General features: G+C 74.0%; 15 protein-coding genes. 4 read left to right on the forward strand and 11 right to left on the reverse strand.

The annotated features are described in order from the left end of the window. Window positions 1-258: 258 nt before the first annotated feature. Both ABGB06_RS32155 and ABGB06_RS32160 read right to left on the reverse strand, forming a co-directional pair. Window positions 259-714: an NUDIX domain-containing protein gene (locus ABGB06_RS32155; protein ID WP_347596440.1), complete on the reverse strand. Its 456-nt coding sequence runs from the start codon at window positions 712-714 to the stop codon at window positions 259-261. Window positions 715-749: 35 nt separating this feature from the next. After that, complete coding sequence (locus tag ABGB06_RS32160) at window positions 750-1127, reverse strand: FAD-binding oxidoreductase (protein WP_347596443.1); 378 nt, start codon at window positions 1125-1127, stop codon at window positions 750-752. On the opposite strand from ABGB06_RS32160, the gene ABGB06_RS32165 reads away from it, so the two are divergent. Further along, window positions 1035-1694, forward strand: a complete 660-nt coding sequence (locus ABGB06_RS32165) for a hypothetical protein (protein ID WP_347596446.1) — start codon at window positions 1035-1037, stop codon at window positions 1692-1694. The two genes, ABGB06_RS32160 and ABGB06_RS32165, sit on opposite strands and share 93 nt — an antisense overlap. Here the strand turns inward: ABGB06_RS32165 and ABGB06_RS32170 are convergent. The 3 genes from ABGB06_RS32170 to ABGB06_RS32180 all read right to left on the reverse strand — a co-directional run bounded on the left by ABGB06_RS32170 (window position 1669) and on the right by ABGB06_RS32180 (window position 4808). Then, window positions 1669-2892: an MFS transporter gene (locus ABGB06_RS32170; RefSeq protein ID WP_347596790.1), complete on the reverse strand. Its 1224-nt coding sequence runs from the start codon at window positions 2890-2892 to the stop codon at window positions 1669-1671. The two genes, ABGB06_RS32165 and ABGB06_RS32170, sit on opposite strands and share 26 nt — an antisense overlap. Before the next feature lie 105 nt (window positions 2893-2997). Continuing rightward, window positions 2998-4323 (reverse strand): MFS transporter, encoded by a 1326-nt coding sequence (locus ABGB06_RS32175; RefSeq protein ID WP_347596449.1) that lies wholly within the window; start codon window positions 4321-4323, stop codon window positions 2998-3000. Continuing rightward, the gene (locus ABGB06_RS32180) at window positions 4320-4808 is read right to left on the reverse strand and encodes a MarR family transcriptional regulator (protein WP_347596452.1); all 489 of its coding nucleotides are present in this window, start codon (window positions 4806-4808) and stop codon (window positions 4320-4322) included. The genes ABGB06_RS32175 and ABGB06_RS32180 overlap by 4 nt, the downstream gene beginning before the upstream one ends. A 336-nt stretch (window positions 4809-5144) precedes the next feature. Between ABGB06_RS32180 and ABGB06_RS32185 the strand changes: the two genes are divergently transcribed. Continuing rightward, window positions 5145-5663, forward strand: coding sequence for a GNAT family N-acetyltransferase (locus tag ABGB06_RS32185; RefSeq protein WP_347596455.1), 519 nt, complete (start codon window positions 5145-5147; stop codon window positions 5661-5663). A gap of 57 nt (window positions 5664-5720) precedes the next feature. Then, window positions 5721-7409 (forward strand): DUF885 domain-containing protein, encoded by a 1689-nt coding sequence (locus ABGB06_RS32190; protein WP_347596458.1) that lies wholly within the window; start codon window positions 5721-5723, stop codon window positions 7407-7409. A 124-nt stretch (window positions 7410-7533) separates the two neighbouring features. Here the strand turns inward: ABGB06_RS32190 and ABGB06_RS32195 are convergent, their stop codons facing one another. From ABGB06_RS32195 to ABGB06_RS32220, 6 genes are all read right to left on the reverse strand, one after another. Beyond that, window positions 7534-10545 (reverse strand): SMC family ATPase, encoded by a 3012-nt coding sequence (locus ABGB06_RS32195; protein WP_347596461.1) that lies wholly within the window; start codon window positions 10543-10545, stop codon window positions 7534-7536. Between the two features lie 2 nt (window positions 10546-10547). Beyond that, window positions 10548-11696 carry an exonuclease SbcCD subunit D gene (locus tag ABGB06_RS32200; protein ID WP_347596464.1) on the reverse strand — a complete coding sequence of 383 codons (1149 nt, stop codon included), beginning with the start codon at window positions 11694-11696 and terminating at the stop codon, window positions 10548-10550. Between the two features lie 154 nt (window positions 11697-11850). Then, window positions 11851-12933 carry a pectinesterase family protein gene (locus ABGB06_RS32205; protein ID WP_347596467.1) on the reverse strand — a complete coding sequence of 361 codons (1083 nt, stop codon included), beginning with the start codon at window positions 12931-12933 and terminating at the stop codon, window positions 11851-11853. A gap of 94 nt (window positions 12934-13027) precedes the next feature. Next, complete coding sequence (locus ABGB06_RS32210; protein WP_347596470.1) at window positions 13028-13654, reverse strand: FMN reductase; 627 nt, start codon at window positions 13652-13654, stop codon at window positions 13028-13030. 51 nt (window positions 13655-13705) lie between these two features. Beyond that, window positions 13706-14803: an LLM class flavin-dependent oxidoreductase gene (locus tag ABGB06_RS32215; RefSeq protein WP_347596473.1), complete on the reverse strand. Its 1098-nt coding sequence runs from the start codon at window positions 14801-14803 to the stop codon at window positions 13706-13708. Between the two features lie 83 nt (window positions 14804-14886). Then, on the reverse strand, window positions 14887-15513 hold the full coding sequence (locus ABGB06_RS32220) for a YigZ family protein (protein WP_347596476.1): 627 nt from the start codon (window positions 15511-15513) through the stop codon (window positions 14887-14889). Between the two features lie 121 nt (window positions 15514-15634). Here ABGB06_RS32220 and ABGB06_RS32225 point away from each other — a divergent pair, with 121 nt between their 5' ends. Continuing rightward, window positions 15635-16048 carry a CoA-binding protein gene (locus tag ABGB06_RS32225; RefSeq protein ID WP_347596477.1) on the forward strand — a complete coding sequence of 138 codons (414 nt, stop codon included), beginning with the start codon at window positions 15635-15637 and terminating at the stop codon, window positions 16046-16048. Window positions 16049-16312 lie beyond the last annotated feature (264 nt).

Genomic DNA, 16312 nt, shown 5'->3' on the forward strand with positions numbered 1-16312 from the left:
TCAGCGGGCCGGGAGAACTCAGGAGTCCATCCGGCGCCCACGCGGCCACCGCGAAACCCGTCTACATCAGTCAATCCAGCGGCCCCTGACGAGGTCGGCCTGGAACCGCCTACTCACGAATTAGGAGGGCTTGCGCCTTGGACCGAGCGGTCCCGGTCGCCGGCGCGCACGGCCCGCACGCGTCCGCCCGATCGGCAGCCGCTGCCGATGGGCTGCCGCTTCGCTCGGGTGCGCGGCGACCGGGACGCTGGTGGCGGCTCAGTGCTGGATCAGGCCGCCGACCGGGACGGGCGGGACGTGGCCGGTCGCCGGCCGGGTCCGCGCCAGGTCGAGGCCGACGTCGACCAGCGATGACCGGCGCAGGCCGGCGACGTCGGGAATCGGAGTCCAGACCGACTCCGTGGTGTCGCCGTTCGGTTCGGGGCGGAGCCGGCCGCCGACGATGCGGACCTGGTAGAAGATGCCGACGTTCTGGTGCTCGACCCCGGCACGCGCGACGGCCGCGGGGACGACCCGCGAGTCCACGCCCAGCAGGCGTTCGACCACCGCGTCACAGCCGGTCTCCTCGGCGACCTCCCGGACCACCGCGTCGATCGGGTCCTCCGCGTGCTCGACCCTGCCGCCCGGAAGCGTCCAGTCCTTCGCCAGGTAGTGGGCGAGCAACACCCGCCCGTCCTCGATGCACACCGCGTACGCCGCCAGCCGGAAACTCATCCCCGCACCCTCCCGTCGGAACCCGTCGGCCCGTTCTACCGGATGCCCCTCTCGGGATAGGGACGGTGGTCGAGGATCCGGTGACAGCCCATGCGGTGCAGGTCGAGCGTGGCGTACTCGCCGTGCAGGATCAGTTCCGTCAGGCCGCGTCCTACTCCGAGGGCGTGCATGAAGCCGTGCCCGGAGAAGCCGGTCGCGACGTAGAAGTTGTCCAGGCGGCCTGGCCAGTTGCCCAGGATCATGTTGCCGTCGAGCCGGTTCTGGTCGTACGGGCCCGTCCAGGTCCGCTTCTCCACCACCGGCCCGAGGCCGGGCAGACGGTGCGCGAGGGCGGGAGCGACGGAGCGGGCGTAGTAGGAGGTGTCGACGGCGAGGTCCGCGCCGCCCCTCCGGCACCATCCCACACCGGTCACACCCCGCCGTCCTGGGGCACCGCCGACGTCCCGAACCCGCGGCTTCTCCGGTCCCTGCTGGAACACGTCAGCGCCCCCGCCTACGTCACCGACGCCGCCACCGGCGTGCTCGCCTGGAACGCGCTGGCCAGCGAGGTCTTCGGCGACTACGCCGCATGGCCGCTCCAGGAGCGCAACCTGCTCCGGCTGCTGTTCACCCAGCCCGCCTTCGCCACCAGGCTCGTCGACCGCGACGAGTACGCGGCCCGCGTGGTCCACACCTTCCGGCAGCGCTCCCGCGCCCACCTCCAGGACCCGACGGTCGTGGCCCTGGTCGAGGAACTGGGCCAGCGCAGCTCCCGCTTCCGGCTGCTGTCGGAGAGCCGGGAGCTGCGGCGGGCCGGCGCGGACGCCCCGCTCGTCGATCACCCCGCCGGGCGGCTGGCGTTCACCGTGCTCATGTTCCAGGACGTCGGACCCGCCGGTATTCGCTTCAACGCCTACCTGCCCGCCGACCCGGTCTCCGCCGACACGACGCGGGCGATCGGCGCCGCGGCAGCGCTCAACGGGCCCGCCGACCGCCGCTGATCTCCGTTTCGACCGGCGGACGCGTCGAGGCGGCGGCGTGGGGGGCGGCACGCCCGGTGCGTGCGGTGACCACCATCACGGCGAGGCCGAGCGTCACGACCGCGGCGCCCACGTAGAGCGGCGCGGTGTAGCCCAGGCCGGCGCTGATGGCGAGGCCGCCGAGCCAGGCGCCCAGGGCGTTGCCGACGTTGGAGGCCGAGACGTTGGCGCTGGCGGCGAGCGGCGCGCCGCCGGCGGCGTCCGTGACACGGGTGATCATGCCGGGGACGCTGGCGAACCCGAAGACGCCCAGCAGGAAGACCAGGACCACCGACGCCACCCGGCCGTCGGCCAGCAGCCCGAACACGGTGAGCGTGGCGGCGAGTCCCGCCAGGGACGCGATCAGTGTGCGGTCCCGGTCGCGGTCGGCCGCCCGGCCTCCGACGACGTTTCCGATCACCAGGCCGCTGCCGTAGACGACGAGCAGCCAGGCGACGTCGGCGCTGGAGAAGCCGGTGACCTCCGTGAAGGTGTACGCGATGTAGCTGAACGCCCCGAACATGCCGCCGTAGCTGAGGGCGGTGGCGGCGAGGGTCAGCCAGACCTGCGAGGAGCGGAAGGCGCGTATCTGAGGGCGCAGGCCGGCCGCCCGGTGGCTCTCGTCGACGGCGCCCGCCCAGGCCGGGACCCACACGGCGATGGCGGCCACGGCCAGCACGCCGATGCCGGTGATGGCCCAGAACGTGGCGCGCCAGCCCCAGCGTTCGCCGACCAGGGCGCCGAACGGCACGCCCAGCACGTTGGCGACCGTCAGCCCGGCGAACATCACGGCGACCGCGCGCGAGGCCCGCTCGGGTGGGACCATGCGGCGGGCGACGAGCGAGCCGATGCCGAAGAAGGAGCCGTGGCACAGGGCCGCGACGATGCGGCCGAGCAGCGCCACGGCGTAGGTGGGTGCGACGGCCGACAGCAGGTTGCCGACGACGAACAGCGCCACCAACCCGACGAGGACGGCCTTGCGGTGCAGGCGGGTGGTGAGGGCGGTCAGCAGGATGGCGCCGACCGCCACGCTCAGGGCGTAGCCCGAGATGAGCCATCCGGCCGCGGCCTCGGAGACGTCCAGGCCGCGGCTCACCTGGGGCAGCAGGCCGGCGATCACGAACTCGGTCAGGCCGATCCCGAAGCTGCCGAGCGCGAGCGCGACCAACCCCGCGGGCATCCGCCGCGCGTCCCCGTCCTGTCGGATGTTCACGCAAACATCATGGGTCTCGGCCGCCGCTCCCGACAAGGTCCCCTGGTCTCCGGGGTCGTCAGGGGCCGGGTGTCAGGGCGCCAGGGCGTCGATCTCGCCACCGCGGTCGGGCGGCGGCCCCGGCCGGTCGCCTGTCGTCGGCGCGTGGGCGACGGGTGGTGCGGGAGGCGGCGTGCGGTAGCCGCGGAGGGGTGCGTTGGTCGCCGCCACGGTGGCGATCGCGAGGGCCGCGGACAGGCCGCCGACGACCAGGGACACGGGGGCGGAGGTGACCGACGCCAGCAGTCCGCCGCGGAAGTTGCCGAGTTCGGGACCGGCGACGCCGATGACGTGTTCGACGGACGAGACCCGCCCGCGGTACGCGTCCGGGGTTTCCAACTGGACGAGGGCGCTCCGGGTGATCACCGAGACGGTGTCGGCCGCGCCGGCCACGGCGAGGCAGCCGAGTGCCAGCCACAACGGCCCGGCCAGACCGAAGCCGGCGAGCGCGAGGGACCAGATGCCCGCCGCGGTCAGCTGGACCAGGCCGCCGCGGCGCCAGCGGGTCACCGTGCCGGACAGCAGTCCGGCCGTGATTCCCCCGATGGCGACGGCCGAGAGGAACAGGCCGAGGGTCTGCGGGTCGCCGTCGAAGCGGATCTCGTTGACGAGCGGGAAGAGGGCGATCGGCATGGCGAGCAGCGTGGCGGACAGGTCGGTGGCCATCGAGCCCCAGAGCGTGGGGCGACGCACGATGACGCTCCCCCAGCCCTCCGCCGGGGCGGCCTCCGTGTCCCCCGGCTCGGGGCGGTGCTCGGGCCGGATGGCCGGGAGGCGGATCACCGCGAGCAGCGAGACCGCGACCGCCGCGGCCTGCGCGGCATAGGCGGCGGGGTAGCCCCAGTGGGCGATGATCAGCCCGGCCAGTGCGGGGCCGGCCAGCATCGCCGCCTGGAACGAGACGTTGGTCAGCGCGAGCCCGGCGGCGACCTGGTCGGCGGGCAGCAGCCGGACGGGAAAGGTGCGCCGGGCGGGCGCGCCGAGTGCGCCGCACGCGGTGCCGGTGGCGACCAGGGCGAGCAGCAGCGGCACGTTCCGGTTGTCCGCCAACGCCTGGGCGCACAGACCGGCGGCGGCGAGCAGCTGGCCGGTGGCGGTGGCCCGGACCAGCGCACGGCGGTCGACGGCGTCGGCCAACGCGCCGCCGAGCAGCCCGAACAGCACCATGGGCAGGCCGGTGGCGAGCCCGATGGTGCCGGTGCCCACGGGGCTGCCCGTCAGGTCCCAGACCTGGGCCAGCACCGCGACGGTGGCTATCTGCCCGCCGAGTGAGGAGAGCGAGGTGCCGATCCACAGGTCGCGGAACGGCCGGCTGTCGCGCAGCGGGCGGGTGTCGAGGAATCGGACGCGGGGTCTCATCGCGGTGGTTCGATGAGGTGGTCGAGGATTCGTTGCCGCATCGACCGGCGTTCCAGCGCCCGCCGCAGCTCCTCGACGACGGTCGTCAGCGGGTGCGGGATCTCGGCGTCCAGTTCGGCGACCGTGGCGTGGGTGGCGCGCCACTCGGCCTCCAGGAACGGCACCAGGGACCGGCCGCGTTCGGTGAGGTCGATCCGTCGGGTGCGGGCGTCGGGTCCCGGCTCGGAGGTGACCAGGCCTTCCTTGCGCATGGCGGTGATGGTCTGGCTGATGGCGGAGTGCGAGCGGTCGAGGGACTTCGCGAGCTCGCGGATGGTGAGTGGCCCGGTGTGCGCGAGCCGGATCAGCGGATAGGCGAACCGGGGCCGGACTCCCTCGATGCCGCGGGCGACGTACACCTGCTCGATCTCGGCGTCCATGGCGGCGAGCAGGTTGTGCAGCGGCCGCCAGGGATCGGGCAGCGCGGTGGGATCGGAAGATGTCACAGCGCTAATATAACAGCGCTGCGACAATGGTCGGCGGACGGTGCCGGAGCACCGTCGGCGGACGGTGCCGGAGCACCCACGCCGCTCAGGCCCGTCGGGACTCCGTGGCGTTCGCGTCACGGCGAAGAGCCGGGGCCGATGGGGCATTTGGTTTCGTTTGCCTCCTTAACTCTTCGGTCACAGAGCGTTCGTGATCGCGCAATAACAACAGGCGACAGTGCAGGCATGGTTCTCTCCAACGCCCGCTGCGGCACGTCCGCCTTCCCGTATCGTTTGTCTCGTCGCATCGGGGGTCGAGGTCGCTCGGGGTGGGTGTGTCAGGTGGGGGCATGGGGCGTGGACGGAGCCGGCGTCGGGCTGGTGGTGCGCGCGGCGGGGGTTGACGATCTGCCGAAGGCTCGGGAGCTGCACCGGCGTTGCTCGGCGCGGACGCTGGGGCTGCGGTACCGGGAGCCGGTCGAGGAGGCGGACGGCTATCTCGGGCACCTGTTGGACCCCCGGCACGGGCGTTCGGTCGTCGCGGAGAGCGCCTGTGGGGACCTGGTCGGTCTGGGTCACCTGCTGTGGGACGGGGACGAGGCGGAGATCGCCCTGCTGGTCGCGGACGACTGGCAGCGTCGCGGGGTGGGCTCCGCGCTGCTGCGCCGGCTTCTGGGGTGGGCCGTGGAGACGGGGCGGGGCGAGGTGTACGCGGTGACCGAGGCGTCGAACGCCGGGATGATCGGCGTCCTGCGGGGTACCGGTCTGCCGTTCGACTGCCAGCCGGAGGAGGGTGCGCTGGTGGTTTCCCTCCGGGTGGGCGGGCAGCCGCTGGGGGTGGACGCCCCGGCGCTGCCGGGAGGCCGCCTGCGGTAAGGAAGGTCAACCGGTCGCGGTAGTGACGTACGGCCCATGTCGTACCAGGATGTGCCCATGGTTGATGACACCGCCGCTTCGCTGCCTCGCCAGCTGGCCGACGCCTACGTGGACGAATTCGTCGCGCTCGATCCGATCACCGGCACCTACCTGGGAGTTCCCGGGAGTTCGGAGCGGTTGCCGGACTTCTCTCCCGACGGTCAGGAGGCGCTGGCCGAGCTGGCGCGGCGCACGCTGCGGCGGCTGGAGCGGGCGGAGTCGCAGCCGGGCGCCGATAGCGCGAGCGAACGGCGCTGTGGCCGGCTGTTGCGGGAGCGGCTGACGGCGGAGCTGGCCGTGCACGACGCCGGCGAGGCGCTCCGCGCGGTCAACAACCTGCATTCGCCGGTGCACTCGGTGCGCAGCGTGTTCACGCTCACTCCGGTGGAGACGGAGGAGGACTGGGCCACGGTGGCGCGGCGGCTGCGGGCGGTTCCGGACAGCCTGGCGGGCTACCGCGCGTCGTTGGCGGAAGGGCTGGCGCGCGGCATGGTGGCCGGCCCTTGGCAGGTGTCCACCGTGCTGGGTCAACTGGCGGAGTGGATGGGCGAGCCGGGAGGCGGCGGCTGGTTCGGGGCGTTCGCCGCGGACGGGCCCGAGTCGCTGCGCGGGGAGCTGGACGCCGCGGCGCGACAGGCGACGGGGGCGATCGCCGAGCTGCGCGACTGGTTGCGGGACCGGTACGCCCCCGCGGCGGACGGCGGGGCCGAGATCGTGGGCCGGGAGCGTTACGCGCGGTGGGTGCGGTACTGGAACGGCACGGACCTGGATCTCGAGGAGGCGTACGCCTACGGCTGGGCGGAGTTCCAGCGGCTGCACGCGGAGATGCGGGCGGAGGCGGAGAAGATCCTGCCGGGCGCCAGTCCATGGGAGGCCCTGCGCCATCTGGACACCGAGGGCGAGGCCATCGAGGGGGTGGAGGAGGTGCGGATCTGGCTGCAGTCGCTGATGGACGAGGCGATCGAGGCGCTGGACGGCACGCACTTCGAGCTGGCGGAGCGGGTGAAGCGGGTGGAGTCCATGATCGCTCCGCCCGGCAGCGCGGCGGCGCCCTACTACACGGGGCCGTCGTTGGACTTCTCGCGGCCCGGGCGGACGTGGTTGCCGACGATGGGCGAGAGCCGGTTCCCGGTCTACGACCTGGTGTCGACGTGGTACCACGAGGGGGTGCCCGGGCATCACCTGCAGCTGGCGCAGTGGGTGCACGTGGCGGACGAGCTGTCCCGGTACCAGACGACGGTGGGGATGGTGAGCGCGAACGCGGAGGGGTGGGCGCTGTACGCGGAGCGCCTGATGGACGAGCTGGGCTTCCTCTACAACGCGGAGCGACGGCTGGGGTACCTGGACTGCCAGATGATGCGGGCGGTGCGGGTGATCATCGACATCGGCATGCACCTGGAGCTGCGCATTCCGGCGGACTCGCCGTTCCGTCCCGGGGAGCGCTGGTCGCCGGCGTTGGGGCAGGAGTTCTTCGGTCGGCACAGTGGCCGGCCGGCGGAGTTCGTGGAGAGCGAGCTGGTGCGTTACCTCGGCATGCCGGGGCAGGCCATCGGCTACAAGCTCGGTGAGCGGGCGTGGCTGCAGGGGCGGGAGGCGGCCCGGCGGGCGCATGGTGCGGCGTTCGACGCGAAGGCGTGGCACATGGCGGCGCTGTCGCAGGGAGCGTTGGGCCTGGACGATCTGGTGGCCGAGTTGTCGGTGCTCTAGCGCGTCCGCGCCGCGCGGGGTCGGGACGGCCGTGAGCGGAGCGGTGCGGCGGTCCGGTGTGCGTCGGGCGGGTGGGCGTGGATCGGGCCGTCGTGGCCGCCATGGGCGGGCCGGCTGTCGGGGGTCAGGGGCTGCGGGGTGCGGTGTGGTGTCGGACGGTGGAGCCGTGACGGGTCTTGAGCACCTCGAGTTGGGCGGGGATGCGGGCGCGGAGGTCGGGGACGTGGCTGACGATGGCGACGCTGCGGTCGTGTTCCCTGAGGGCGTCGAGGACGTCGAGGACCTCGTCGAGTGACTGTTCGTCGAGGCTGCCGAACCCCTCGTCGATGAAGAGGGTGTCGAGGCGTTGTCCGCCGGCTTCCTGGGCGACGACGTCGGCGAGGCCGAGGGCGAGGGCGAGGGAGACGAAGAACGACTCGCCGCCGGAGAGGGTGGCGGTGTCGCGGGCGCGGCCGGTCCAGGCGTCGACGACGTGGAGGCCGAGGCCGGAGCGGGCGCGGCCGGCGGCTCGGGCGTCGGTGTGGACGAGGGTGTAGCGGCCGGCGGACATGCGGTGCAGCCGGGTGGTGGCGACGGCGGCGACCTGTTCGAGGCGTGCGGCGAGGACGTAGGTCTCCAGGCGCATCCGGTAGTCGTTCTCCGGTGAGGTGCCGGCGACGAGGCCGGCGAGGCGGGTGACGCGCGTGAGGTGGGTGCGGAGCGGGGCGAGGCGGGCGGCCTCGGCGGCGGCCTGTGCGGAGAGGGTGTCGAGGTCGGCGCAGCGCGCGCGGGCGGCGGTGTCGGCGGCCGAGGCGGCGCGCAGGCGTCGGGTGGCGGTGTCGAGGCCGGTCTGGGCGGCGGCGGGGTCGGCCGGGGGTTGGGCGGCGGCCGCGGTGATCCGCGGGTCGGCGAGGGTGGCGGCGAGGCCGGTCTCCTCGGCGTGCCAGGCGTCGAGGCGCTTCTGGAGGCGTTGTTGTTCGTCGGGTGGGAGGGTGGCGTCGGCGGCGGCCTGGGGGGTGCCGAAGCCCGCGCGGTAGGCGGCGTCGGCGAGGCGGTCGTCGGCCTGTTTGAGGCGCTGGGCGGTCTCCTCGGCGGTGCGGGCGGCGGCGGTGGCGGCGGCGAGCTCCTCGGTGTGGCGGGTGAGGGCGGCGACGCGTTCGGCGAGGCCGGGGGTGCCGTCGGGGGTGTGGTCGAGGTCGGCGTGAAGCGCGGCGCGTTCGGCGTCGAGCGCGTCGCGGCGGGAGGCGCGGGCGGCGGCGCGGCGTTGGGCTTCCTGGGTGCGGGCGACGAGGTCTGCGTGGCCGCGTTCGGCGTCGTCGAGTGCCCGGCGGGCGGCGGGCTCGTCGGCGGCCCGGGCCTGGGCGGTGCCGTGGGCGGTCCGCAGCTCGTGGACGGCGGCGGCGAGGTCGTCCCGCGGGTCGTCGCCGGCCTCGGCGGTGGCCGCGGTGTGGGCGGCGCGGGCGGCGGCGAGGCGCTGTTCGGTGTCGGCGCGGCGGCGTTCGGCCTCTTGGGGGGCGGGGAGGGCGGCGTCCTCGGTCCCGGGGTCGACGTGGTCCGCGGTGGGGCGGGCGGGGCGGGGGTGCTCGGTGGCGCCGCAGACGGCGCAGGGGTGCCCGGGGGTGAGGCCGAGGGCGAGCTCGGCGGCCTGCTGGTGCAGCCGGCGCTCCTTGAGGTCGAGCCAGTGGGCGTAGGCGTCGGCGGCCTGTTCGCGGGCGGCGAGCAGGTCGCGGTCCGCGGTGTGGATGTCCCGGGCGAGGTCGTCGCGGCGGCCGGCGGCGGCGAGGCGGCGTTGGGCGGTGTCGAGGTGCTGGGCGATCTGGGCGGCCTGGGTGAGGGCCTGCTGGGCGTGGTGCAGGCGCTGCCGGAGCGCCTCGTGGGTGGTGGGCCAGCGGTCGAGGTTTCGGGCCGCGGCGCGCTGGAGCTCCTCGTCGGCGACGGCCTCGGTGTCGAGGCGGGCGAGCTCCGCCGTGAGGTGTCGGGCGCGCTGTTCCGCCCGGTGGGCGGCGGCGAGGGCGCCGAGGCGCTGGCCGGCGGCGCGCTCCCGGTCGGCGAGGTGGGCGGCGGGGGCCTCGGCGAGCTCTGCGGGGAGCGGGGCGCGGGCGTGTCGTTCGGCGGCCGCGGCGGCGCGGTGCTCGGCCTCGGCGGCGTGGCGGAGGGCGAGGGCGGGGGTGACGGTGTCGGCGGCGCGGGCGCGGGTGAGGCGGGTGCGGGTGGCGTCGCGTTCGGGACGCTGGGCGTCCAGGAGGTCGGCGCGGGCCCGGGCTTCGGCGTGGCGCGTCTGCAGGCGGGCGAGCTCCTGGGTGTCGGCGTGGTGGGTCTGGGTGTCGGCGTGTGCGGTCTCGGCGGTGCGCAGGGCGAGGGCGGCGATGTCCCGGCGTTCTCGGGCGGTGCAGCGGGCATGGGCGGCGTGGACGAGGATGCTCTCGGCGAGGTGGGGGTCGCCGGGAGCGGGGTGCCCGGCGGTGTCGCGACCGGCGGGCGGGCCGGCGGCCTGGTCGATGCGGTGGGCGGTGGCGAGGAGGCGTTCGTCGGCGGTGCGGACCCGCTCGGCGGCGGTGGCGCGTTGCTCGGCGAGATGGGTCTCGGCGGCGCCGAAGCGCCGGGTGTCGAAGAGGCGACCGAGGAGCTTGGCGCGATCCTCGGCGGGGGCGCGCAGGAAGCGGGCGAAGTCGCCCTGGGGTAGGAGGACGACCTGGCAGAACTGGTCGCGGTTCATGCCGAGGAGCCGGGTGAGCTCCTCGCCCGTCTCCTGGTGCGAGTTGCTGAGGGACTGCCAGCCGTGGGTGGTGGGGTGGCGCTCGCGCAGGAGGGTGGCTGCCTTGTCGCGGGTGGTGCCGGCCCCGCGCTTCTTGGGACGCTCCTGTTCCGGGCGGCGGGTGATCTCGAGGCGGCGGCCGCCGAGGGTGAGATCGAGGACGACCTCGGTGCGGGTGGCGGAGTCGGCGTGGTCGCTGCGCAGGGAGACCGAGCTGGACTGGCGGGCGCCGGGGACGGAGCCGTAGAGGGCGTAGCAGACGGCGTCGAGGAGGGAGGTCTTGCCGGCTCCGGTGGGGCCGTGCAGGAGGTACAGGCCGTGGCTGGCGAGCTGGTCGAAGTCGATGTGGTGGGTGGTGGCGAAGGGCCCGAAGGCGGTGACGGTGAGGTGGTGGAGGCGCACGGTCAGGTCTCTCGGGGGCGGGCGGCGTCGAGTGCCGCGTGCAGCGCGGCGCGTTCGTCGGCGTCGGGGCGGTGGCCGGCTCGGACGTGGGCGACGAAGTCCTCGGCGATCTGCCGGTCGTCGCGGCCGGTGAGGCGCTCGGCGTAGCTGCCGTCGTGGGTGTCCGGGGGGCGTTCGGGGTCGAAGACGAGGCTGAGGACGTGGGGGAAGCGGTGGGTGAGGCGGGCCATGGGTTCGTCGGGTCGGATCTGGTCGGTGAGGGTGGCCTCGACCCAGGCGGACTCGTGGGGGTGCAGGGCGGGGTCGGTGAGGAGGGTGTCGAGGCGGCCGCGGAGTCGGGCGAGTGGGCGGGGCACGGGGCAGTCGAGGCGCTCGGCGTGGACGCCGCCGTGCGCGTCGAGGTCGACGAGCCAGAGGGACTTGCGGTGGTCGGCCTCGGAGAAGGAGTAGGCGAGGGGGGAGCCGGAGTAGCGGAGTCGGTCGGTGAGCGTCTGGCAGCCGTGGAGGTGGCCGAGGGCGACGTAGTCGATGCCGGTGAAGAGGCTGGCGGGGACGGCGGAGACGCCGCCGACGGTGATGTCCCGCTCGCTGTCGGAGGGTTGGCCGCCGGTGACGAAGGCGTGGGCGAGGACGACGGAGCGGGTGCCGGCGGGGCGGGTGGCCAGGTCGGCGCGGACGCGGTCGAGGGCGGCGCCGAGGACGGCCGGGTGTCCGGGGGCGGTGGCGCCGAACTCGTCGCGGACCAGGGCCGGTTCGAGGTAGGGCAGGCCGTAGAGGGCGACGTCGCCGTGCCGGTCGGCGAGGACGAGCGGGGTGGCGCAGTGGGCCGGGTCGGTGCGCAGGTGGATGCCGGCGCGTTGGAGGAGTCCGGCGCCGACGCCGAGGCGGCGCGGCGAGTCGTGGTTGCCGGAGATCATGACGGTGGGGATGCCGAGGGCGGCGAGCCGGTGGAGGGCGTCGTCAAAGAGGCGCACGGCGCCGAGTGGGGGCACGGCCCGGTCGTAGATGTCGCCGGCGACGAGTACGGCGTCGACGTGGTGCTCGCGCGCGGTGGCGACGAGGTGGTCGAGGAAGGCCTGTTGGGCGTCGAGGAGGCTGACGCGGTGGAAACTGCGGCCGAGGTGCCAGTCGGAGGTGTGCAGGAGCCTCACGGCAGCGCACCCGCCGGTGTGTTGGCCATGGTCCCCGCCCTCTCCCGCCTGTGTGGTCGCCGGTGATCGCCGGCGTCTCGACGGCTGCCCAGTCTGCCATCGGGGTCGGACAGTGGCCTGGTGGCCTGTCAGGGGTGGGAGGGGCGGGGGCGGGTCAGGGGGTCCAGTCGCCGAGCCAGTCGGCGGGCTCGGCGGCGGCGGCCTGTTCGTCGGTGAGGTGGGGTCGGTCGTCGCTGGCGGGCCCGGAGCCGGGGCCGGTGTTGTGGTACTCGGCGAACCGGTCGTCGCGCCAGGAGAATCCGCTCATGTCGGTCCAGGGGGTGTCCCGGACGGCGGCGCCGAGTTCGGTGTCGCGGATGGTGGTCTGGGGGTCGAGGGAGGCGTTGCCGCCGGCGTGCCAGGGTCGGCCGAGGTAGTAGGTGTCGTCGGCGACGTCACCGGTGATGGTGCTGTCGGTGATGAGGAAGCCCGGGAACTGGGGGGCCGTTGAGGGGGCGGTGACGTAGCCGGCCGAGGTGCCGTCGGGGCGTTGGGTGACCTCGATGACGGAGTCGGTGATGACGGCGGTGGCGCGGCCGAAGATGAAGTCGACGTTGCCCTGGATGGTGGAGTCGGTGATGTGGACCCTGCCCTGGACGTCCTGGGAGGCGCTGTCGAGGAGGAGGGTGTCCTGGTCGCCGGTGACGACGACGGTGTCGAGGACGACGCGGTCGGCCCGGGTGCGGAGCGCGACGGCCTGGTGGCCCTCCTGGTCGGCGTGGGCGATCTCGTCGAAGTCGTTGGCGATGGTGAGGTTGCTGGCCCGGAAGTCGTCGGCGTCGGCCATGAAGGTGGCGCTGCCGCTGGTGCCGTAGGTGCCGCCCTCGGGGGTGGCGGTGCCGGCGGAGTTGTCGTAGACGATGGTGACGTCCGCGGGCGAGTCGCCGGTGCCGGTGAGGCGGATGTGCGGTTTGTCGCTGGGGATGTGTACGAGCTCGCGGTAGGTGCCGGGGGCGACGCTGATGGTGGTCTCGGTGGTGTTGTTCTCCGGGACGGCGTCGATGGCGGCCTGCACGGTGGTGTGGTCGCCGCTGCCGTCCTGGGCGACGGTGATGAGGGTGTCGGTCGGGGCGGTGGCCTGTGCCGGGGCGAGGCCGGTGGCGCCGCCGGCCAGCAGGGCGGTGGCGAGTACGAGGGTCGCCGCGTGGGGGGTCCGTCGGGGCTGGGCGGCCGGGGCGGGCGGTGGGTTGTCGTTCATGGGTGTCCGTTCTCGTGGGGACGTGACATCCCTGAGTGGTCACCGTCGGGACGGGGGTTGCCGAGGAGCCGGCGCGTCGTGGGGCGCGGCTCGGTCAGTGGGGGCGGAGGGCGGCGAGCTGGTCGGCGAAGGGGGTGACGGTCTCGGCCGTTTCGGCGTCGGCGTGCTGTCGCGGCGTCAGGGCGGCGAGTTGGCCGGCGGCCTGGTCGATGCGGCTGGGCAGCGGGGCGGTGTGGGAGTCGCCGGTGCCGCCCCAGTCCTCGGCGGCGGCGAACACGGCGGTGGGCACCACGGTGGCGTGCAGGTGGGCGAAGAGGGGTCGGAGGGCGTGTTCCAGGGCGAGGGAGTGGCGGGGGGTGCCGCCGGTGGCGGCGATGAGCACGGGGGTGCCGTCGAGGTCGGCGGGGTCGAGGAGGTCGAAGAAGGACTTGAACAGCCCGCTGTAGGAGGCGGCGAAGATCGGGGTGACGGCGATCAGGGCGTCGGCGTTGCGCACGGCGTCGAGGGTCCCGCGCAGCGTCGGTGTCGGGAATCCGGTCACCAGGTGGCTGGCGATGTCGGTGGCGTGTTCGCGCAGTTCGACGGTGCGGGTTTCGGCGTCGCGGCCCGCGCGGGCGAGGTGGTCCCGGGTGGCGGTGGTGAGCCGGTCGGCGAGGAGGCGGGTGGCCGAGGGCTGGCTCAGGCCGGCGGTGACGGCCACGAGGCGCGGGGTGGTGGTCATCGGGAGCTCCTTGTGCGGTCGGCGGGGTCCGTCGGGGGGTCGGTCGGGCGGTCAGTCGGTGCCGGCGGTCTCGTCGCGGCGGGCGGCGGCGAGGCGGGCGGCGTGGGTCGGGGCGTCGGGAACGGCGGCCGGACGGCCCTGGGCGAACTCGCGGCGCAGCACGGGCACGACCTGTTCGCCGAGGATGTCGAGCTGTTCCAGGACGGTCTTCAGAGGCAGGCCGGCGTGGTCCATGAGGAACAGCTGGCGCTGGTAGTCGCCGAAGGACTCGCGGAACGTCAGGGTGCTTTCGATGACCTGCTGGGGGCTGCCGACGGTCAGCGGGGTCTGCTCGGTGAACTCCTCCAGGGAGGGCCCGTGGCCGTAGACCGGGGCGTTGTCGAAGTAGGGGCGGAACTCGCGGACGGCGTCCTGGGAGTTGGCGCGCATGAAGACCTGTCCGCCGAGGCCGACGATGGCCTGCTCGGGGGTGCCGTGCCCGTAGTGGGCGAAGCGTTCCCGGTAGAGGCTGATGAGGCGCTGGAAGTGTTCCTTGGGCCAGAAGATGTTGTTGGCGAAGAAGCCGTCACCGTAGAAGGCGGCCTGTTCGGCGATCTCGGGGCTGCGGATGGAGCCGTGCCAGACGAACGGGGGGACGCCGTCCAGGGGGCGGGGTGTGGCGGTGAAGCCCTGTAGCGGGGTGCGGAAGCGGCCTTCCCAGTCGACGACGTCCTCGCGCCACAGCTTGTGCAGCAGGGCGTAGTTGTCGATGGCCAGGGGGATGCCCTGGCGGATGTCCTGACCGAACCAGGGGTAGACGGGGCCGGTGTTGCCGCGGCCCAGCATGAGGTCGACGCGGCCGTCCGCCAGGTGCTGGAGCATGGCGTAGTCCTCGGCGATCTTGACCGGGTCGTTGGTGGTGATCAACGTGGTCGCGGTGGAGAGGACCAGGCGCTCGGTGCGGGCGGCGATGTGGCCGAGGAGCGTGGTGGGCGACGACGGCACGAACGGCGGATTGTGGTGCTCGCCGGTGGCGAAGACGTCGAGGCCGACCTCCTCCGCCTTGAGGGCGATGGCGACCATGGCCTTGATCCGCTCGTGCTCGGTGGGCGTGCGGCCCGTGGTCGGGTCCGGCGTGACGTCACCGACGGTGAACACTCCGATCTGCATGCGAGACTCCCAGTTAGTTTATTCTTCAACTATTTGGATGAACGTCGCCCTCCGCGATGGTATTCCGGGCCGGGCGGGGTCCCTCACCCCACGCCGTAGACCTCCGCGCCGAGCGCCAGGCGGGCGCTGCCCGCGGTGCTGTCCGCGAGCCAGGCGCGGAAGTCCTCGGTCTCGGCGCTGGGCAGCGCCACCTCGAGGGTCACCTCCGCGCCGTAGCGGACGTCGCGGATCTCCCGCCCGGCGGCCCGCAGCTCGTGCTGGAGCCGGCCCGCGCTGCCGTGGTCGGCGGTGATGACCGCCAGCCGCAGGCGGTGCCGGGCTATGGTGCCGAGGCCGTCCAGGGCCGCGCCCACCGCGCCGCCGTAGGCGCGGATGAGGCCGCCCGCGCCCAGTTTGGTGCCGCCGAAGTAGCGGCTCACCACGGCGACGGCGTAGCGGATCTCGCGGCGCAGCAGCATCCGCAGCATCGGGAGGCCGGCGGTGCCGCCCGGCTCGCCGTCGTCCGCGCTGCGCTGGACGCCGGCGTCCGCGCCGATGACGTAGGCGTAGCAGTGGTGGGAGGCATCGGGGTGGCGGGCGCGGACGCGGGCGACGAACGCTTCGGCGTCCCGCTCGCTGGCGGCCGGCCCCAGGGCGCAGACGAAACGCGAGCGGTTGACCTCCGTCTCGAACTCACCGTCGCCGGCCACCGTGAGATACCCGTCCCGCATCCGCACAGCGTACGGGTCGGAGCGCGCGGGCCCGGCTCCGCCAGGCGAGTGGGGCGGGGAATCCGCCGGGCGCGGCCCGCGTTGTCCAGGTCCGGCGACCGAACGGCCCAGGGAGCGCACCGTGCACGGCGACGAGCAGACCATCCGCAGGATCCTCACCGAGCTCGGCGACACCTGGGCGGTCGTGGGCCTGTCCTCGAACCAGCGGCGCGCGGCGTACGGCGTCGCGGGCGTGCTGCGGCGATTCGGCAAGCGGGTGGTGCCGGTGCACCCGAAGGCCGAGACCGTGCACGGGGAGCCGGGATACCCGACGCTGGCCGCGATCCCCTTCCCGGTCGACGTGGTCGACGTCTTCGTCAACAGCGACCTGGCGGGTCCGGTCGCGGACCAGGCCGTCGCGGTGGGGGCGTCGGCGGTCTGGTTCCAGCTCGGGGTGATCGACGAGGCGGCGTTCGCGCGCACCCGCGCGGCCGGCCTCGACATGGTCATGGACCGGTGCCCGGCGATCGAACTCGACTCCCTCGGTTACCGGTAGGCAGGTCTACCTCGCCACGACGCCCGACGCCCGACGCCCACGTCGGGGTGACCGCAGGCTCCAGGTAGCGGATGGGATCATCCACGAGCGGGAGGGTGACGGCGGTCACGGCAATCGGTCCACGGCCGCTTCGTGAACACCGACATCTGGCGGCCACCGGAGCGGTAGTTCCAGCACGGACATGCCAGGCGGCGCGAGCTGACCGTTGTGGCCGCCCGTGGCGCCGGGACAAGTGACGCGGGTAGGGTGCAAGGAACGCGTCAA

Origin of the sequence: Streptomyces sp. B6B3, from assembly GCF_039871525.1 — a bacterium.
Classification (GTDB): Bacteria; Actinomycetota; Actinomycetes; order Streptomycetales; family Streptomycetaceae; genus Streptomyces.